This window comes from Nocardia lijiangensis NBRC 108240 (assembly GCF_001613045.1).
In the GTDB taxonomy this organism is placed as follows: Bacteria; Actinomycetota; Actinomycetes; order Mycobacteriales; family Mycobacteriaceae; genus Nocardia; species Nocardia lijiangensis.
In genome coordinates this window covers 66,861-85,668 of record NZ_BDBP01000029.1, presented here as the reverse complement: position 1 = coordinate 85,668, position 18,808 = coordinate 66,861, and the positions used below count along the sequence as shown (strand labels likewise).

The window sequence follows — 18,808 nt, the reverse complement described above, 5'->3', positions numbered from 1 at the left end:
GTACATCCCATCGCGAAACTCACCGAGGAGTGGACCATGAATCTTCAACACGCAGACGTCCGGCGCATCCTTGAACTGCTGGATACCGCAGAGCACCTCGATTCGCTCGACCTTCGGATCGGAGATGTCGTCCTGCAGGCGCGCAAGCCTGGAGCCGCGCCCCTGAGCGTGCTGCCGGTCGAGGCTCCGGCAGCGACTCCGATCGCAGCGACCCCGGCCGTCGAGACGCGGGTAGCCGCACCGGCAAGTGCCCCGGCTGCCGCCCCGCCTGCCATCGGTAGGCCGGCGCCGGCCGAGATCCCGGACCGGATGATCGCGATCCGGGCGCCGATGCCCGGCACATTCTTCCGCACGCCCGCGCCGGACCAGCCGCCGTTCGTGGAGGAGGGCCAGCAAGTCGATGCGTCCGCGACGCTGTGCCTGGTCGAGGTCATGAAGATGTTCAACTCGATCGCGGCGCCGGCCGCGGGACGGATCCATTCGATCCTCGTCGAGCACGGTCACGCGGTCGAGCAAGACCAGATCCTGATGATCGTCGATCCCACCGAGGCGGAGGGCGCGGCGTGATCGGCGACATCCCTTTTGTTCAGCACGACATCCGGAAGGTGTTCGTCGCCAATCGCGGTGAGATCGCGGTCCGCATCATCCGGGCGTGCCGTTCGCTCGGGATCGACACCGTTCTCGGTGTCTCCGAGGCGGACGTCGAGAGCCTGGCCGCACGGATGGCCGACGAGGTCGTCGTCATCGGCCCGCCCCAGGCGACACGCAGCTACCTCCGGGCGGATCTGCTGGTCCGGGCCGCGAAGCGGACCCGGTGCGACGCGGTGCACCCCGGCTACGGATTCCTGTCCGAACGAGCGTCGTTCGCCCGCGCCTGCGGCGACGCGGGCCTGATCTTCATCGGTCCGACGCCGGAGTCCATCGAGAGCATGGGCGACAAGATCACGGCGGTTGGCTTGGCAGCGAAAGCGGGGGTTCCGTGCGTGCCGGGCTCAGGGGCGGTGTCCGATCCGGACGAGGCATTGACGATCGCCACGCAGATCGGTTTTCCCGTCCTGATCAAGGCCACTGCCGGCGGCGGCGGCCGTGGCATGCGGGTCGTGGAGTCGGCCGAGAAGCTTCCCGAGGCCTTCAGATCCGCATCATCGGAGGCCGAATCGGCCTTCGGCGATCCCACGCTGTACGTCGAGAAGTTCATCGAACGAGCTCGGCACATCGAAATCCAGATCATCGGTGATCAATTCGGCAACATCGTGCATCTGGGTGAACGAGAGTGCTCGACGCAGCGCCGCCATCAGAAGCTGATCGAGGAGGCACCCTCACCGGTGCTCGGGGCCAACGAACGTGCGGCGATGGGGGAAAGCGCTGTCCGCCTCGCGCGGAATGTGGACTACGTCGGTGCGGGCACGGTCGAGTTCGTGGTCGACGACCGCGACAACAGCTACTACTTCCTGGAGATGAACACTCGCATCCAGGTGGAGCATCCCGTCACCGAGATGATCAGTGGACGAGACCTGGTGGCCGAGCAGATCCGAGTCGCATCCGGCCTGCCGCTGTCCTTCACGCAGGACGATATCGTCCTGGACGGCCACGCGATCGAGTGCCGCATCAACGCCGAGGACCCTGACCGCGGGTTCTTTCCCAGTCCCGGGTTGGTCGAGGAATGGGTACCGCCGAGCGGACACGGCGTTCGCGTCGACACCCACTGTCATTCGGGGTACAGGGTCTCGCCGTACTACGACTCGCTTCTGGCGAAGCTCATCGTGCACGCCCCTACTCGGGCCGAGGCGATCGAGAAGATGAGCACCGCGTTGTCCGGGTTGCGGGTCAGCGGTCCGACGACCACCGCGGCGTTCCATCACGCGGTGCTCGCCCACCCGCACTTCCGCGAGGGATCGGTCACCACGAGATGGGTCGAGGACACCTTTCTCCCCTCGCGGGATCAGCACCTCGGCACTCGAATGTCCAGCACAGAGGCGGGAGTATCGGCATGAGCAGTCACCGGCTGACATTCACCGACACGAGCCTTACCGACGGCCAAGCCGTGGTTTGGTCTGGCGCACTGGACAATCGGATGCTCCTCGCCCCGGCCGCAGCGCTGTCGTCCAGCGGGTTGGCGGCAGTCGAGGTGATCGGTCCCGCAGTCCTGGACGAGTGCTTAGCCCGCGACGAGCACCCGTTGCAGCGGGTGGAACTCGCCTCTCGGCACTACGGCTCCGTTCCGCTGCGCGCCACCGTCAACCTGCTGACCGGGCATGGACGACCGGGCGCCGACGTCCTCGGCCCCACGGCGGTCGAGGCCTGGCTGTCGGCGCTGGCCGCGGCGGGTATCCAGCAGGTGGTCCTGCTCGATCCGCTACTGGACCTCGCCCGCCTGAAGGCGGCCTTGGATTCCGCCACCGCCGCGGGACTGACCGCCATTGCCGCCCTGCCCTATTCGGCCGACGACGGTGTGCCGGACGAAATCTACGCGCAGCGAGCGGAATCGCTCGTCACCGCAGGCGCCGCGCGGGTGATGCTCCGGGACGAGAGCGGAGTACTGACACCGGATCGGGCACACACCCTTTTCCCCGCACTGGTGTCGGCCCTCGGCGACACTCCTCTCGATCTGCACACGCGGTGCCACACCGCGCTCGGAACCGTCGTCGCTCTCGAGGCAGGCCGGCTCGGCGTCAGCGGCATCGACACCGCGCTGCCCTCGGTCGCCAACGGTGCCTCCCTGCCATCGCTGCCGTCGTTGATCCGCGTCCTGCACACCGAGCAGCACTTCAAGGATCTGCCCGACATCGACAGCCTGCTGTCCGCCGATGCGATCCTTGCCGAAATCGCCGACCAGGAAGGCTTTCCCGCTGCGGCGCCGTGGCCTTTCGATCTGGCGACCTACGTCCATCAACTGCCGGGTGAGGTGGCAGCCGACGTGCGCAGTGCCGTTCGCGAACGTGGACGCTGGGCAGACCTGCACGAGTTCGCCGAAGAGTGCGCGCTCGTGCGCCGTGAGATGGGCTCGCCGCCGATGGTGGCCCCGTTCGCCCGCGCGATCGCCGAACAAGCGATGTGCCACTTCGATGGCGAGCCGCGATACGAAAGCCTGCGACCAGTGCTGCGCAGGCTCCTGCAAGGGGTGTACGGCACGGTGGACGGTGACCTTCGCACCGACCTCCAGGAACGGGTCGGCCTGGTGCTGTCACCCGACGCCTCCTCGGTGGCGGTCGAAGCCGATCTCGGAACCGATGAGGCGGTACTGCTCGCCTGGGTGGCCGGAGTCACGGTCGCCGCCATCCCGCGGAGGGCGAACGCGGTGCGGCCGTACGAAGCGTTGACACCCTACGAAAGCCTCGCCCGCGGATTGCTCGAGCGTGCTGGCCGCTACGCCACGCTGAGTGTGCAAGCGCCCGGTATCCGCATCCATCTGCAACAGGAAGGGTGAATCCAGTGCTGGCCAACCTTCGGAACCTTGTCGAGGCCGACTACGCGCGCACAGGTCGGCGCCGGACGATCAGCCTGACCGACGGCACGCTCCGGGATGCTCATCAATGCCTGTGGGCGACCCGGATGCGCACCGAACACATGTTGCCCATCGCGGAAAGGATCGAACAAGCAGGTTTCGGTACCGTCGAGGCGCTCGCGATGGTGGGCTTCGACGCTGGAATCCTTTTCCTGCAACAAGATCCGTTCGAGCGGGTGCGTCTGCTGCGTGACCGGATCCCGGCAACTCCCCTCCGTACCGCCATCCGCAGCAATTTGCTGCACGGCTTTTATCCACGTCCGACCGACATCAACGAACTCTTCGTCGAGCGGATGTTCGTCAACGGCATCCGTGACTTCGCGGTCCTCGACTCCCTCCATTGCTGGGACAACGTGGCACCCGCGATCCATACCGCGAAGCGGCTCGGGGCGAAGATCACGATCGCTCTCGTGTTCAACCTCGCCCCTGGCTACGACGATGATTTCTACATCCGGCAGGCCCGCGAGGTCATCGATCGCTTCGACCCGGACACGATCTGCCTCGGCGACGCCGGTGGCAGCCTGACGGTCGAACGCACTCGGACGCTGGTACCGGCACTACGCGCGGCGATCGGCGACACCCGGCTGGAACTGAACACACATTGCTTGACCGGGATGGGTCCGCAGGTCGCGCTCGAGGCGGCGGTGTACGGCGCGGATCAGATACTGACTGCCATCGACCCGTTGGCCAACGGCAACTCGCTGCCAGCGGCGCAGACGACGGCACGGGATCTGCGCGCCTTGGGGTTCCACGTCGATGTCGACGACCGAGCACTCGACGAGGTGGGCGACTACCTGGGCAAGCTCGCCGCGCAGCTGAACTACCCCGTCGGAGTCCCGGCGGAATACGACCCGGCGAATTACCAGACGCAGTACGCAGGCGGCGCCATGACGAATCTGGAGGCGCAGCTGAAGGCGGCCGGAATCGCCGACAAGCTGCCCGCGGTGATCGAGGAGATCGGCCGGGTGCGAGAGGAATTGGGCTCGCCTGTCATGGCGACGCCGTTCCCCGCCATCGTCGCCGCCCAAGCGGTGATGAACGTGCTCAACACCGAGCGCTACAGCGTGGTGCCGGACGAGGTGAAGAAGTACGTGTGCGGATACTTCGGCACGCTGCCGCTACCCGTCGACGACAACGTCAAGGACCTGGTGATGAACAACGGCTCGCGCGATGTTTCCGAGACACCGCCGCAGCTCGACCCGGTCGTGCCGGAACTGCGCAAACGGTACGGGCACCTCTCGCCGGACGAAATGATCCTGCGCTATATGTACGACGACAAGAAGATCGACGCACTCGTTCCGGTCGAGGACACCTTCAGCGTCGAGCAGTCGATCGTGGAGGTGATGGCCGGACTCAGGCGGATGCGGAGCAAGCGGAACGTGCGGCTGGTCGCACCCGGCCTCGAACTGCGAGCCAATGGCTGACGACGTGCTGCGTCCGGAACCACGCCCCACCACCGAGACGGCAGCGTATTGGGATGCAGCCCGCGAGGAGCGGCTGGTGGTCCAGCGTTGCGAGAGTTGCGGGCGTCATCAGTTCTATCCGCGTGCTTTCTGCACAGCGTGCCTGTCCGAGCACCTCGAATGGGTGGACTCGGCGGGAGCGGGGAGCATCTACACCTTCACGATCTGCCGGATTCCGGCCGATCCGTCGATGGTGGACAAGGTTCCCTATGCCGTGGCCCTCATCGACCTCGACGAGGGCGTACGCCTGCTGACCAACATCGTGGACTGCCCGATCGACCGCATCCGCGTCGGCGCCCGCGTCGAAGTCCGCTTCGAACGCGTCAGCAACACCACCGTCCTCCCCCAATTCACCCTGACAGATCTGGACGACCGATGATCACCGACTTCTTCGACGCCGGAGCCGCCCGATACCCGGAGCGCACGTTCCTGCAGTCCGACACACTGCGGCTCAGCTACCGGGACGTCGTGGTCGCCTCGCACGCGATTGCACACGGACTGACCCAGGAAGGACTCGCGAACGGCACCATCGGCATTCTGTCCCCCAATCATCCCGACGGCTTCGTCGCGATGCTCGGGATCCTGCGTGCGGGCGCCACCTACGTACCGCTCAACGCCCGCGACCAGATCGAGGACCTGATCTGGTTCATGCGATTCACGGAAATGTCGGCGCTGGTCTACCACGAGCAGTACCTCCCGCACATAGACCGCATCCGGTCCGAAGTACCCACGCTCACAGCATGTATCGCGCTCGATGAGGGGACAGCGCCCGGGCCCAGTACCGAGGCATGGAAACGAGACCACCGGGGACACACCTGCAACACACGACGCGATATCGACAGCATCGCGCTGATCAAGGCCTCCGGAGGTACCACCGGTCGCCCCAAGGCGATCATGCAGAGCCACCGCTGCCTGCTTGCCGCCTACCGCATCGTCAATCAGTTCACCGCACCGGCGAAGGACCCGGTGCACCTGGTGGTGGCGCCGCTGACCCACGCTGCGGGCGCGACGGCAATGGGACTGTCCGCCTTCGGCACACGCAACGTGATAGCGCCGTCGACCGACCCCGCGGTCATCCTCGAGCTGATCGAGCGGGAGCAGGTGACACACATCTTCCTGCCGCCGACGATGATCTACCGGCTCTTGGCACACCCGGACGCACAGACACGTGACTGTTCCTCCCTCGAGTACGTGATCTACGGCGCCGCACCGATGTCGGTGAACAAGCTCGAGGAAGGCTTGAAACTCTGGGGTCAGGTGTTCGTTCAGTTCTACGGGCAGTCCGAGGCGCCGGGAGTGATCACGTGCCTCACGCGTCAGGATCATTCCCTCGGTGATGCGGCCGTCGGGCATCTCGCGTCGGCCGGTCGGCCGACCGGGGCGTGTGAGGTGGCGCTGATGGACGACGACGGCGGCTTCGTCCCGGCCGGCGAGCGCGGGGAGATCGTGGTCCGGGGTGAGCTGGTCTCTCCCGGGTACCTCAACAATGCCGAGGCCAATGCCGAAGCTCACCGCTTCGGCTGGCACCACACCGGGGACATCGGGGTCTTCGACGAGAGCGGCTACCTCTACGTCGTCGATCGCAGCAAAGACGTTGTGATCTCCGGCGGGTTCAACATCTATCCCAGTGAGATCGAACAGCTGATCTGGTCGCATCCCGGCGTGCAGGACTGCGCGGTCGTCGGCGTGCCCGACGACGACTGGGGCGAGCGGCTCACCGTCGTGGTCGAGCTGAAGCCGGCGTCCGAGGTGACCGCCGAGAGCATCATCGCGATGTGCCGGAACCGGTTCGGCAGCCTGAAGACCCCCAAGCAGGTCGAATTCTGGAAGACGTTGCCGCGCAGTGCGGTCGGCAAGGTTCTCAAGAAGGATGTCCGCGCCAAGATCATCGCCGCATCCCTCGGGACGGACTGACAGATGGCGGACAAGAGCGCTCTTACGGGGCGATACGCCATTGTCGGAGTGGGTGAAGCGGGACTGGGCAGTGCGCCCGCCGGGTCGACGGCGCTGTCGCTGCAATGCCGGGCAGCCCGCCTGGCACTGCTCGAGGCCGGGCTCGGCCTGGCCGACATCGATGGTGTCTTCGCGCACTGGGACGATCGGGCGAACGCCCTGCTCGTTGCCGAGTACCTCGGTATTCACCCTCGATATGTCGACAGCACGGTGGTCGGTGGCCAGTCGAATATCACCCATCTGGTCCATGCGATGGCGGCCATCGAGGCAGGCTTGTGCGAAGTCGCCTTGGTCACCTACGGCAGCACACAGCGTTTGGACAAGAGTCGTGCGCGCAGCGGGGTAGTCCAAGACCCGCGCTCACCTGTGGGTCAGTTCGCGGCGCCGTACGGGATGCTCAATCCGGTCGGGTACTACGCCATGCTGGCCCAGCTGTACTCGAGTCGATATGGCGGCGCGCCAGAGGATCTCGGCCAGGTGGCGCTCGCCGCCCGCCGGTGGGCACAGCTCAATCCGAACGCGGCGCGTCAGGATCCGCTGACCATGGCGGACTACCTCGCGTCACCGCGTATTGCCGACCCGCTACGCAAGCTCGACATCTGCCAGATCAACGACGGCGCCGGTGCCATGATCTTGACCAGCGCCGACCGTGCCCGCGATCTGGCGCAGAAACCGGTGTCGATCAGAGGTTTCGGTGACACCTACCGGCATCACTTGACCCCACTCGGCAACGAGGACTGGCTCGACAACGGCGCGCTGCGCACGATCGCCGATGACGCACTGTCCATGGCGCAGCTCGACCGCCAAGACCTCGACATGGTCCAGATCTACGACGCATTCACCATCAATGTGCTGGTAGCGCTGGAAGCGCTCGGGTTCTGCGAGCCCGGCGGCGCTGGCGCATTCGTCGGCGGCGGACGAATCGCCCCGGGCGGATCGTTCCCGCTGAATACCTCAGGCGGAGGGCTCTCGTTCAACCATTCCGGCCAGTTCGGCATGCAGTTGATGATCGAGGCGGTCCGCCAACTGCGCGGCGAATGCGGCCCGCGTCAGGTCCCCGGCGCACGTACCTGCTTGGTGCAAGCAGGAGGAATGGTCATGTCCGCGCACATGGTCATGGTCCTCGACGCGGCCTGAATTCTCGGCCCGGCCATCGTGGTCTCGCCCGACCAGATATCCCTCCAAGGAGGCCCCATGCAAGAAACAACTATCCCGCCGGGTGCCATGGTGACGGCCAACCTGCTCTCCCGCCTGGACCGACTACCGATGACCAGGACAGCACTGCTGACCACCATCCTCGTGACCGTCATCTGGCTCGCCGAGGGGTTCGAGACCGGGGTGATCGGCCCGATCCTGCTGCTGGTCAAGGAGCCCTGGGGCCTGACAGCCCAGGGCACCGCCCAACTCGGCATCGCCTCCACCACCGGCATCATCGTGGGCGCAGCCCTCGCAGGCCGCCTCATCGACCGCTATGGCCGCAAAGTTGTTCTGCTCTGGGGCGTCACGCTGTTTTCACTGTTCTCCGTGCTGTGCGCAGTGTCGGCGGACGTCGGCTGGATCATGGCGATGCGCGTTCTCGGCGGCCTCGCGCTCGGAGCGGTCTTCCCGATTCCGTACCTGATGCTCTCGGAACTGCTGGGGACCCGATCCCGCGCAAGGATGATCGCCGCGGCGTCCGCAGTGCTCGCGCTGAGCTATCTCGTTCCGCAAGCGGCCGCACTTGCCATGGTCGATCATCTTCCTGTCGAACTGGCCTGGCGCATCATGTTCCTCCTCGGTGGCCTTCCGATCCTGGCGGTGCCGTTCATCCACCGGTATCTGCCCGAAAGCCCGCGTTGGCTGTTGCTCGAGAACCGTGGAGCCGAAGCGCAGGCGCTGGTGGAGCGGATGGAACGCGAAGCAGGCTACGAGCACGACGACGGCCTCCTGGATCCCGGGATCACCGCCATCGTGCAGGCCGAATACGAGGCAGGCACCGACGGAGGCAGCAAGTCTGCGGCCTTGTTTCGTCAGCCGCTCCTCGGCCGTTTCGTTCTGTGCCTGCTTATCTGCGCCGGTGCAAGTGCTGCTACCTATGTGCTCTTGGTATACGCGCCGACGATCTACTCGGACATGGGGATGTCGGACAAGGCAGCACTGGCCACCACCATCGGAATCGTCATTACCGGCGCAGTGGGGGCGATCGCGGTGGGGCAGTTTGCCGAGAGACTCGGCCGTAAGAAGACCTTCCTCCTCTACAGCCTCGGTGCCGGGTTCGGTTTCAGCCTGCTCGCGCTGTCGGACAACACAACGCTCGCAGTCGCTTTCGGACTCACCAGTGCGTTCTTCTGCACGGGTTTGGTGCCCTTCACCAAGCTGTTCACCGCCGAGCAATTCCCCACGCACGCACGAGGAACCGCCGCCGGGTTCGTGGAGTCCGCCACCCGATGCTTCGGTGGAGTTCTCATCGTCGCGTCGATTCCCTTTATTCAGTCGAATCTGGGGACGAGTGCACCGTTCTGGTTGATCTCCGCGATATTCCTGGTGTGCCTCGGACCTGTCATGCTCCGTGCTCGTGAAACCCGCGGTATGAGTATCGATCGGGCGGGAGCGTCCTGAGTTCTGATGTCCCACGGGAGTTCGAGTATTCCGAAGAAAATATTCGACCCATAGTTCAATCTGCGTTGAGAAGTCGTCGCCGCTGAACTTCGTGCTACAACAACTCCCTGGCCGCCTCGACTCAGTTCAGCCGCGCGGCAGGTCAAAGGGCTGACCCACGACATCGTGGCCCTTGCCCAACTCATAGACCGGATCGCGACCGAAGCCGAACGCTCACCCGAAAACAGCCCGGCACGGTCGGTCGAACAGCGAAAGGAGTGCGTCATGCCCCCATGGCGTCTCGGTGGAACAACACATTCACCGGGTCGTCCAAGCCTCCAGCATCTGACCGTACTGAACCAGCATACCTCAGCCCAACTATTAACTAGCACAAGGAAATCAGTGATGAGCACCACCAAAGCTGCCGCCGCAGCGGTTATTGCCGCTGCCGTATTGAGCCTGACCGCCGGAACCGCTTCGGCTGCACCGGCTTCGGGCCCACTCAGCGTCGATGTCGCGCCCGGCGTGAACTACAAGGCTTACAAGGACGGCAACGCCGCGGTCATCACCGTCGACGCCGGGAAGCTCATCGTCGACCAGGGTCAATTCCAAATCCGTTCCAACACCGGTGAAATCCTCGCCGGTGTACCCCTGGAATTCAACGTCGACGACATCGCGTTCCCCATCGACGCCAAAATCGACGGGAACACCGCCACCCTGACCCCCGTGCTCGACATGGACCGCGCACAGTACAAGCCCGCCGCATTGCCGTTCGAACAGCAAGCACCGTGGAAGACGCCCTACGACCGCGAAGTCGCGGCTTGGGCACGCATGAGCCAGACCGTCATCCTCGGCGCCGGAATCGGCGCCATCGTGGGTGCGGTCGGATCCGGCACGATCGGCTGCCTGTTCGGCGGAGCCGCGGGTGCCGCCCTCACCGGTCCCCTCGCGACCCTCTTCGGCGCGGGCCCGCTCGCCGGATGCCTCATCGGCGCCGCCGCGCTCGCCCCCATCGGCGTGGTCGCCGGCTCCATCTTCGTCGGCGCACCGGTCGCCATCGCGGCAGGCATCCAGTACTTCACGACCATCAACGAGCCCTTCCCCGAGCCCAAGAAATAGACGGAAGAACTGATCCGGAGAGAACACTGCTCCGGAGTCACCAACCGTTGATCAGCTGCGCCGCGCCCTACCAGCGCGGCGCAGTCCAATGTCCGCCGCGCGGAGGCAATCGGTCGGTGGGACCGTCACTGCGCTGCCCCTCATGGGCACAAGCCCACCGACAAACCCGAAGTCGCAGTACGCGCTAGAGGATCAACTCCCCCACCGGCACGACGAATACGCACACGACTGCAGGCGAAGCTTCAGCAGGCAGTGTCCAGTCGACATCCGCCGAGGCGCAGGTCGCGAAGGTATCCGGCGTGGCGCGCAATCAGCAGGTTACGTCCACAGCGGCGGCCTGGTGGAACGACACATGCACATGGTCGTAGTGGTTGGCGGTCGGGCTCCCGCGGTTTTCCATATACGACCAACCGCTGCCGTCGTTGTACCGCTGCTGCCAGATCACGTAGCTCACACCGAAACGCTGCCGATTGGCCAGGACGAATTCGGCGATCGCGTCGCCGCGCGCGGAATCGGATGTCATGAGATCGAGCGCCAGGCCGGCGCCGTGGTCACCGTCGTAACGGCCGACGGCGCCGCCGACGTCGGTGACGCCGAACGTCTTCTTGAGCATGTTGCCCACCTGTGCCACATGCGGCCGCGTGCCGACGAGTTCTGTCGAACACGGGAAGGAGGGAGGCGGTGGGGGCAGGTGCTGTTTGGCCATCTTTTCCGACGGGGGTGGTTGCTCGGCTGCGACTGCGGCCGCTGCCGGCGCCGGTCGAGCTGTCGACGGCCCGATGGTCGGTGCCGGGTCCGATTCGACGGCGGACGACGACAGTGAATCGACTGCCGCGGCATGCTGAGCAGCCGGACTCAGTCGGATCGCCACCCACAGCACGACGGCGACAGTCGCCACGAGGCCACACGCAGCCCGAGGAGTGAGCTTCCAGGCTGCTGCGGTCTGTTTTCGATGTTGTCCAGGCATGATGTCGGCCACCAGCTACTGTCGGGAAAATGATCACCGTTACATTACGAAATAGTCGCGAAAATGTCACGCCCGCGCCTGTCTCGCCACCCCCATCCGCGCCTACACGCGGCTGCTAGCTGGCAACTCTTGCGCAGCCCGCCGAACCGTCCGGCGCCACGAGTGGGCAAGGTACCGGTGAAGTCGGACCGGTTCGCCGACCATGCATCGACGCAGGTGGCCGTGTCCGCCAGACCCAGAACGCCTCCTGCGGCCTCGGCGCAATGCGCGTACGCTTATGTTCCTACACGATCAGTAAGGTGTGCCACCGGTTAGCCGGGAGGTGGATGTGCTCAGCACCACCGAGCAGTTCAGCACCGAACGCGCCCCATGCGGGAAGCTGCGGGGCGGGGCTCGCCACCGCGAAGACGACGAAGCGGGCCTGATCATCGATGACCTTCGTTACGACTGCGGCTGCCGCAAGATTCGACACGAATTCCACGACGGCAGCGTTCGGATCAGGACCGTCCGCCATGACGGCAAGGTCCTGATGGACGAGCACAGCGCCGACTTCGAGGCCTGACAACCGACGCCCGGGTGGTGCCACCATGACCGCTTCTCACGATGTCGTGATCATCGGCGGGGGCGGCGCGGGCCTGCGAGCGGCCATCGCCATCGCCGAACACAACCCGCGGTTGAGTATCGCGATCGTTTCCAAGGTCTATCCGATGCGCAGCCACACCGTCTCCGCCGAGGGAGGCGCCGCCGCGGTCGCGGGTCCCGGCGACAGCTTGGACGAGCATGCCTACGACACGGTCTCCGGCAGCGATTGGCTCTGCGACCAAGACGCCGTAGAGGCCTTCGTCGAGGAAGCACCGCGCGAGCTGCTCCAGCTGGAGCATTGGGGCTGCCCATGGAGCCGCCGACCGGACGGGCGCATCGCGGTACGCGCGTTCGGTGGCATGACGAACAACCGCACCTGGTTCGCAGCTGACAAGACCGGCTTCCATATGCTGCACACCCTGTTCCAGACCGCGCTGTCGTATCGAGACATCGTCAGGTACGACGAGTGGTTCGCCACAACATTGCTCGTCGACGACGGCAAGGTGTGCGGCGTCGTAGCCATCGAACTGGCCACCGGACGCGTCGAAACGATTCTCGCCAGCGCTGTCATCGTGTGCACCGGTGGCTGCGGCCGGGTGTATCCGTTCACCACCAACGCCAACATCAACACCGGCGACGGTATGGCGTTGGCCTACCGAGCGGGCGCGCCGCTCAAGGACATGGAGTTCGTCCAGTACCACCCGACCGGCCTTCCGTTCACGGGCATCCTGATCACCGAGGCAGCGCGCGCGGAGGGTGGCTGGCTGCTCAACAAGGACGGTTATCGCTACCTGCAGGACTACGACCTCGGGACGCCATCACCGGTACCGGTGATGCGAAGTATGGAACTCGGTCCACGCGACCGGCTTTCGCAGGCCTTCGTGCACGAACTCGACAAGGGCCGGACTGTCGGCACACCGTACGGACACGTCGTCCACCTCGACATCCGCCACCTCGGTGCGGATCTCATCGACACGAAACTGCCGTTCGTGCGCGAGCTCTGCACGAAGTACCAGAACATCGACCCGGTCCGGGAGCTGATCCCGGTACGTCCCGTCGTCCACTACATGATGGGCGGCATTCATACCGACATCCACGGCGCGACACCGCTGGAGGGTCTGTATGCCGTCGGCGAGGTCGCCTGCGTCAGTATCAACGGCGCGAACCGGCTCGGGTCGAACTCCTTGCCCGAGTTGCTGGTCTTCGGTGCGCGAGCCGGTCGTGCCGCCGCCGAGTACGCGAGTTCGGCCACGGCCCGCGAGACGTCGGCGGTTCTGGCGCGCGGCCGCGCCGAACAGGACCGGCTGAAACGGAAACTCGCTCGACATGCCGAGGGATCCGAACGCATCGCACCCATCCGCACCGAGATGCAAGAGACGCTGGAGGCCAGTGCCGGGATCTACCGGGACGGCGACTCCCTCGCCAAGGGGGCCGACAAGGTGCGCGAGCTTCGCGAGCGGTTCGGCTGCGCCTGCCTCGATGACCACAGCCGGGCGTTCAACACCGAACTGGTGGCGGTGCTCGAGCTGTCGTGCATGCTCGATGTGGCGGAATGCATCATCACCTGCGCGCTGGCACGGGAGGAATCCCGTGGCGCGCACCAACGGACCGATTTCCCCGCAAGGAACGACGAGCGATTCCTGGCCCATTCGATGATCCATCGGCAGAAGGATGGTTCGGGCCGCGTCTCGTACCTCCCGGTGACGATCACTCGCTGGCCTCCGGGCGAACGCATATATGGGAGGTGAGGGCGATTGTGGACCGGATAACACTGCAAGTCGCGCGCTACCGACCGGATCGAGACGACGAACCGGTTATGCAGCTGTACGAGGTTCCGCTGCGCAAGGAATGGACGGTGCTCGACGGCCTCAACTACATCAAGGACTACCTCGACGGAACGGTGTCGTACCGGTGGTCGTGCCGGATGGGCATCTGCGGTAGCTGCGGCATGACCGTCAACGGTGAGCCACAACTGAGCTGCGCCACTTTCCTGACCGACTACGCGCCGGGGCCGGTGCGGGTCGAGCCATTGCGCAACTTCCCGGTGATCCGGGATCTCGTCATCGAGATCAGCGACTTCATGCACAAGCTGACCGCGGTCAAGCCATGGCTGATCAGGGAGGAACACCGGCCACTCGATGACGGCGAGTACCTGCAAACACCGTCGGAAATGGACGATTACAAGCAATTCAGTATGTGCATCAATTGCATGCTCTGCTACTCGGCATGTCCTGTCTTCGCGCTCGAGCCCGAGTTCATCGGTCCGGCGGCGATCGCGCTGGGGCAACGCTACAACCTCGACTCGCGCGATGAGGGAGCCGCGGATCGGCGGGATGTGCTCTCCTCCGCCGAGGGCGTCTGGTCCTGCACCTTGGTCGGCGAGTGCACCACCGCTTGCCCCAAGGGGGTTGATCCGGCCGGGGCGATCCAACGCTACAAGCTGACCGCGGCCACCCAATCGCTCCGAGATTGGCTGATGCCTTGGCGGGCACGATGACCACGACGACTCGGTTGTATCGAAAGCCGGTCTCCACCTTCTGGTGGATGAGCCGCCGCTCATACCTGATCTTCGCCCTGCGTGAACTCAGCAGCGTGTTCGTCGCCTGGTTCGTGGTGTATCTCCTGCTTCTGGTGAATGCGGTCAGCTCCGGAAGTGAGGAGTATCAGCGGTTTCTGAGCTGGAGCGCCAGCGGGTGGGTCGTTGCACTGAACACGATCGCCCTCCTGTTCGTGCTCCTGCACACGGTCACCTGGTTCGATCTCGCGCCCAAGGCGATGGCGGTGCGGGTACGGAACCGGCGCGTTGCACCGGCCGTGATCGTTGGGCTGCACTACCTGCTGTGGGGTCTGCTGACGGCGATCGTGCTGGTGGTGGTGCTGCGATGACGAACAAGAAATCCCTGGAACCGTTGGCGTGGCTGCTGTTCGGCATCGGCGGAATGGCCGCTGCACTGCTCATACCGGTGCTGCTGTTTCTGTTCGGCCTCGCCTTCCCATTGGACTGGCTGTCCGCGCCGGATCACGCGGACCTGCTTTCGGTGTTGCGCCACCCTGTTACCCGGCTGGTCCTGTTCGGACTCTGTGCGCTGGCGCTATTCCATTGGGCACACCGCTTCCGGTACACACTGGAGCACGGCTTGCGGCTCGGGCAATTCAGTACGTTGATCATCGTGGTCTGCTACGGCGGGGCTGTCCTCGGCTCGGTCACCGCCGCTTACCTCCTGCTGCGCGTCTGATATGACCGCAGTGGGCGCTGTTGTCGATCGGGATCGACGTCGCCCGCTGCTCGCCGCTAGCGCGGCTGAAATCCGTTGCTGGCCAGGGTGAGCAACCTCATTGCCCGTGCGGATCGATTTCCTTTCGCAAGGCGATGAATTCACGCCCGGTCTTCGTGATACGGACCCAGTCGGACAAGTTGTCGCCCTCTTCGGGTATCTGCGTCACTGATTGAACGTCGATGTATCCGATATCTCGCAGATACCGCAGTTCCCTTTCCAATCCCCTGTTCCGCACATAGTGGCCGAAGTTCCCGCCGCCCAGTTTTGCCAGATTCCGCCACATCGGTTCCGACATCGAGGTCAGGAAGGCGCGTGCGACGCGCTCGTTCAAGTCGCTGACCTCGCTTTCGATGTGCTCGAGACATGGTTCCTACCCGTCCTGGGAGAGAATGACGGCGGTGTACGGGCCGAGGCCGATTTCGATGCTGTAGGGCATCTGGTCCATTCCGTGTGGGTCGCTGTTGGCGTCTGCGCTCGGCTGGTTTCCGAAGCTGGGATCGTATCCTTGCCAGTCGCTGTTGAATCGCACTCGCCACTGGCCTTCTCGTGGTACCCCGACCCGGTAGCGGTCGTAGTGGCGGCCGGCCAGGTTGGTCACCACGATGACGCTGTCGCGGGGCCCGCCTTCGGCGAAGCGGTGGAAGGCGAGGATCTTGTCGGTGTTGTTGATGTGGTGCACGTGGACGCCGGGACCGCGCAGGCCTCGCGTGGTGTTGCGCTGATTCCGGCGTAGTGCGATGAGGTCTCGGTAGAGCTGGAGGATTCCACGATGGGTGTCGCGTTTGGTCCAGTCGAGCGGGTCGTCGTCGTGCCAGGAGCCGTCTTCGAGGAATTCCTGGCCTTGGAAGATCATCGGGATACCGGGAGCGGTGAAGACCAATACCGCGCCCAATGTGGAGCGTTTCTTCGCGACGTAGTTGCTGGCGCTACCCGGTGAAATGTCTTCGGGCAGTCGTGATTTGCCGTTGAGCCGGGCGACCTCGTCGTGGGACTCGGTGTAGATGACGCGCTGCAGGGCGGTGTCGTTGTAGCTGTGCTCGACCGCGGCACGGATTGCCTGCATGTCTCGGTCCTCGTCGCGCACCCGGGTCAGGACGCGGCGGATCGGATGGACGAACCCGGCATCCCACTGGCTGTCGAACCCAGCCCCGCCACTGTCGACGCTTTTGGTGAGCCACTCGTTGTTCTGCAGGTCTTCGGCGATGCTGATCTTCCACGGTTGGCGGGTGTCGATTTCGCTGTTGATCTGGCGCAGCAGGCGCCACCCGTCCGGCAAGTCGGTGCCAGGGTCGGCGTTCCCGTCGACATTGCGGATGTAACTGGTTGCGTCCCAACGCAGTCCGTCGAACCGGAACTGCTCCAACCACATCAGGGCGTTGTCTTGCAGGTATCGACGAACCTCGGGACGCCCGTAATCGGGTCGCGTGTGCCCCCACGGTGTGCGGTCTCGCCAGTCGTTGTAGAAGTAGATACCGCCCTTGCCATGCTGATACCAGCCGTCGAAACGCCAGGTGCTCGAGTCCGCCCAACCGAAGTGGTTGTAGACCACATCGCACAGCACCGCCAAGCCGCGGTCATGCGACGCCCGGATCAAGTCCCGCAAGGCCTGCGGCCCGCCGTAGTCGGTCTCGACGGCGAAGATCGAGGACGGGTTGTAGCCCCAGGAGAAGCCTCCGGGAAACTCGGCCGGAGGCAGCAGCTGGATGGCGTTGACACCGAGGTCGACCAGATGATCCAGCCGCTGCGCCACCCGCGCCACGTCGCCTGGACGACCGACCGGCTCGTCGTTGTACGTTCCGATGTGCAGCTCGTAGATCACCAGATCGTCCCAATCCGGCATGCGGAAAGGCACAGAGCCCCAGTCGTAGGCGGGGTCATCGATGATCGAGTCGCCAACCGAACTCGCCATCGCGCGGGCGTACGGATCGCATCGCCAGGCAAGCTCGACACCCTCGTGAACGATCACGTACCGGTAAGCGTCACCGGCATTGGCGCAATCCACCTCGGCCGACCAGACACCCTCCCCCTCGTCGACGAGCGGATGCGCCGACATCGACCACCCGTTGAAACTTCCGGCGACCGCGACACTGTCCGCGTTCGGCGCCCACACCCGAAACGCCACACCCCTGTCATGAGCGATCGAACCCATCTGCGATCGCGACTGCGAAGTAGTCGTCATCGTCGCGCCGCCTTCCTTCCCCTGAGTGCTCGCGTCCGGTCGAGGCAAGGCCGAAGCGTCCGCTCCCAGCCTGCTGAGATACCGCATGCTGTTGCGGATCGCTGGCAACAGCCCGGAGATGCGGTAGCTCACTGGCGCCGACAGCGCAGGTCTCGACCAAAGCGCGATGCGGCGGTCTTGGGTGTGATGGAAGGTTATCGGGCGCCGCTGCAGCCGTAGCGAGTAGTTTGCTACTCGATTTCCGGATCGGTCGCCGACGTTCGGGGCATGATCTCATCGGATCGGATGAAGGAACCAGTCGGCGCGCTATTCAGGTGCGGTGAGCGACGCCAGCGCAGGCCCGTTGCGAACACTACGACGCGGGCGAGGTTCCGAGATCGAAGTGGATGCCGGCGCGAAACACCTTGGTGGCGGGTAGTCCGATCATGTCGCGGAAGGTTTCACTGAAGTGGGACGGGGTGGCGAAGCCTGCGTCGAGGGCGGATCGGGTGAGGTCGTGGCCGCTGACGGCGCCGCGGACGGTGTGGATCATGCGGTTCCACCGCTGATAGCCGCGGAATGTGGTGCCGCACTGCGCGGTGAACAAGCGGAGGAAATGGGTGGTGGACAGGCCCAGGTTCGCGGCGATGTGCTCGGCGCGGAAGGTGTGGGCCGGGTCGCTGCGGATGATGGCGGCGACCCGCTCGATGCGTGGATCGGCGACGGGTGCGGGGCCGGCGATGGCTCGGGCGTAGATGTGGTCCGGATCCACGAGGGGGCCATTGCACAGCTCGACGAGCTCACGCTCTCGCCGGTGAGTGAGGCCGAAAGGACCTGCGGCGGTGGTCATCTCGTCGGCGATGGCGGTGGCGGGCGCGCCCGCGGGATCGACGAACAGCGCCAGAATCCAGCCCCGGGTGGCGACGACGCGCTGCGTCGTGCGGGCGGGGGCGAATGAACTGCCGGTGCGTATCGGCCCCTGTGCGCTGTGCACGACGAGCGGCGCGTCCAAGCCGACACTGAGCATCGCGACCGAGGGGGAATGCGGGTCGACGCCGAGATCCGGCCCGACATAGCCGACGTGACCGGGCCGCACCCACGCCACCGGCGTCCGTGCCGGACCGCAGATTTCCGAAAGCGCGTCGATGGTCACGTTTGCCAGGGTATCGGTAGGCCGCCGGAACACGGCGGCCCAGGAGTCTGGAG

General features: G+C 65.1%; 18 protein-coding genes. 14 read left to right on the top strand and 4 right to left on the bottom strand.

The features are described from left to right. Positions 1–36 precede the first annotated feature (36 nt). The 9 genes from NL1_RS11795 to NL1_RS11755 all read left to right on the top strand — a co-directional run bounded on the left by NL1_RS11795 (position 37) and on the right by NL1_RS11755 (position 10,617). Complete coding sequence (locus NL1_RS11795; RefSeq protein WP_067837880.1) at positions 37–567, top strand: acetyl-CoA carboxylase biotin carboxyl carrier protein; 531 nt, start codon at positions 37–39, stop codon at positions 565–567. Continuing rightward, positions 564–1,994 carry an acetyl-CoA carboxylase biotin carboxylase subunit gene (gene accC, locus NL1_RS11790; protein WP_245673192.1) on the top strand — a complete coding sequence of 477 codons (1,431 nt, stop codon included), beginning with the start codon at positions 564–566 and terminating at the stop codon, positions 1,992–1,994. The genes NL1_RS11795 and accC overlap by 4 nt, the downstream gene beginning before the upstream one ends. After that, a complete protein-coding gene (locus NL1_RS11785; RefSeq protein ID WP_067837871.1) occupies positions 1,991–3,427 on the top strand; it encodes a hypothetical protein in 1,437 nt (478 codons plus the stop codon). Before accC ends, NL1_RS11785 begins: the two co-directional genes overlap by 4 nt. A 5-nt stretch (positions 3,428–3,432) precedes the next feature. After that, positions 3,433–4,929, top strand: a complete 1,497-nt coding sequence (locus NL1_RS11780; protein WP_067837865.1) for a hypothetical protein — start codon at positions 3,433–3,435, stop codon at positions 4,927–4,929. After that, the gene (locus tag NL1_RS11775; RefSeq protein ID WP_067837858.1) at positions 4,922–5,347 is read left to right on the top strand and encodes a Zn-ribbon domain-containing OB-fold protein; all 426 of its coding nucleotides are present in this window, start codon (positions 4,922–4,924) and stop codon (positions 5,345–5,347) included. The genes NL1_RS11780 and NL1_RS11775 overlap by 8 nt, the downstream gene beginning before the upstream one ends. Next, the gene (locus tag NL1_RS11770; RefSeq protein WP_084510510.1) at positions 5,344–6,882 is read left to right on the top strand and encodes a class I adenylate-forming enzyme family protein; all 1,539 of its coding nucleotides are present in this window, start codon (positions 5,344–5,346) and stop codon (positions 6,880–6,882) included. Before NL1_RS11775 ends, NL1_RS11770 begins: the two co-directional genes overlap by 4 nt. Before the next feature lie 3 nt (positions 6,883–6,885). Next, positions 6,886–8,058, top strand: a complete 1,173-nt coding sequence (locus NL1_RS11765) for a thiolase C-terminal domain-containing protein (RefSeq protein ID WP_067837854.1) — start codon at positions 6,886–6,888, stop codon at positions 8,056–8,058. Positions 8,059–8,148: 90 nt separating this feature from the next. Further along, positions 8,149–9,519 (top strand): MFS transporter, encoded by a 1,371-nt coding sequence (locus NL1_RS36415; RefSeq protein WP_162272719.1) that lies wholly within the window; start codon positions 8,149–8,151, stop codon positions 9,517–9,519. Between the two features lie 165 nt (positions 9,520–9,684). Continuing rightward, entirely contained in the window at positions 9,685–10,617 is a 933-nt protein-coding gene (locus NL1_RS11755; RefSeq protein ID WP_307622483.1) for a DUF8020 domain-containing protein, read from the top strand. A 310-nt stretch (positions 10,618–10,927) separates the two neighbouring features. Here NL1_RS11755 and NL1_RS40015 read toward each other — a convergent pair whose 3' ends face one another. Then, positions 10,928–11,515: a VldE C-terminal domain-containing protein gene (locus tag NL1_RS40015; protein ID WP_307622481.1), complete on the bottom strand. Its 588-nt coding sequence runs from the start codon at positions 11,513–11,515 to the stop codon at positions 10,928–10,930. A 397-nt stretch (positions 11,516–11,912) separates the two neighbouring features. Here NL1_RS40015 and NL1_RS11745 point away from each other — a divergent pair, with 397 nt between their 5' ends. From NL1_RS11745 to frdD, 5 genes are read left to right on the top strand one after another with little or no spacing between them, the layout of a single operon-like run. Further along, complete coding sequence (locus NL1_RS11745; RefSeq protein WP_245673191.1) at positions 11,913–12,146, top strand: hypothetical protein; 234 nt, start codon at positions 11,913–11,915, stop codon at positions 12,144–12,146. A 25-nt stretch (positions 12,147–12,171) separates the two neighbouring features. Next, the gene (frdA, locus tag NL1_RS11740) at positions 12,172–13,914 is read left to right on the top strand and encodes a fumarate reductase (quinol) flavoprotein subunit (protein ID WP_067837846.1); all 1,743 of its coding nucleotides are present in this window, start codon (positions 12,172–12,174) and stop codon (positions 13,912–13,914) included. Positions 13,915–13,919: 5 nt separating this feature from the next. Next, positions 13,920–14,663, top strand: a complete 744-nt coding sequence (locus NL1_RS11735) for a succinate dehydrogenase/fumarate reductase iron-sulfur subunit (protein ID WP_067837949.1) — start codon at positions 13,920–13,922, stop codon at positions 14,661–14,663. Then, on the top strand, positions 14,660–15,052 hold the full coding sequence (locus tag NL1_RS11730) for a fumarate reductase subunit C (RefSeq protein WP_067837843.1): 393 nt from the start codon (positions 14,660–14,662) through the stop codon (positions 15,050–15,052). The genes NL1_RS11735 and NL1_RS11730 overlap by 4 nt, the downstream gene beginning before the upstream one ends. Further along, positions 15,049–15,402: a fumarate reductase subunit FrdD gene (gene frdD, locus NL1_RS11725; protein ID WP_067837840.1), complete on the top strand. Its 354-nt coding sequence runs from the start codon at positions 15,049–15,051 to the stop codon at positions 15,400–15,402. The genes NL1_RS11730 and frdD overlap by 4 nt, the downstream gene beginning before the upstream one ends. Positions 15,403–15,499: 97 nt before the next feature. Here frdD and NL1_RS11720 read toward each other — a convergent pair whose 3' ends face one another. The 3 genes from NL1_RS11720 to NL1_RS11710 all read right to left on the bottom strand — a co-directional run bounded on the left by NL1_RS11720 (position 15,500) and on the right by NL1_RS11710 (position 18,755). Continuing rightward, on the bottom strand, positions 15,500–15,775 hold the full coding sequence (locus NL1_RS11720; protein ID WP_067837833.1) for a hypothetical protein: 276 nt from the start codon (positions 15,773–15,775) through the stop codon (positions 15,500–15,502). Between the two features lie 39 nt (positions 15,776–15,814). Beyond that, complete coding sequence (locus NL1_RS11715) at positions 15,815–17,593, bottom strand: alpha-amylase family glycosyl hydrolase (protein WP_156094813.1); 1,779 nt, start codon at positions 17,591–17,593, stop codon at positions 15,815–15,817. Between the two features lie 382 nt (positions 17,594–17,975). Continuing rightward, positions 17,976–18,755 carry a helix-turn-helix domain-containing protein gene (locus tag NL1_RS11710; RefSeq protein ID WP_084510508.1) on the bottom strand — a complete coding sequence of 260 codons (780 nt, stop codon included), beginning with the start codon at positions 18,753–18,755 and terminating at the stop codon, positions 17,976–17,978. Positions 18,756–18,808: the final 53 nt, after the last annotated feature.

Coding starts and splice junctions, on each gene's coding strand:
- NL1_RS11795 (WP_067837880.1), top strand. CDS start 37: ATGAATCTTCAACACGCAGACGTCCGGCGCATCCTTGAACTGCTGGAT.
- NL1_RS11785 (WP_067837871.1), top strand. CDS start 1,991: ATGAGCAGTCACCGGCTGACATTCACCGACACGAGCCTTACCGACGGC.
- NL1_RS11775 (WP_067837858.1), top strand. CDS start 4,922: ATGGCTGACGACGTGCTGCGTCCGGAACCACGCCCCACCACCGAGACG.
- NL1_RS11770 (WP_084510510.1), top strand. CDS start 5,344: ATGATCACCGACTTCTTCGACGCCGGAGCCGCCCGATACCCGGAGCGC.
- NL1_RS11765 (WP_067837854.1), top strand. CDS start 6,886: ATGGCGGACAAGAGCGCTCTTACGGGGCGATACGCCATTGTCGGAGTG.
- frdA (WP_067837846.1), top strand. CDS start 12,172: ATGACCGCTTCTCACGATGTCGTGATCATCGGCGGGGGCGGCGCGGGC.
- NL1_RS11730 (WP_067837843.1), top strand. CDS start 14,660: ATGACCACGACGACTCGGTTGTATCGAAAGCCGGTCTCCACCTTCTGG.
- frdD (WP_067837840.1), top strand. CDS start 15,049: ATGACGAACAAGAAATCCCTGGAACCGTTGGCGTGGCTGCTGTTCGGC.
- NL1_RS11715 (WP_156094813.1), bottom strand. CDS start 17,593: ATGGGTTCGATCGCTCATGACAGGGGTGTGGCGTTTCGGGTGTGGGCG.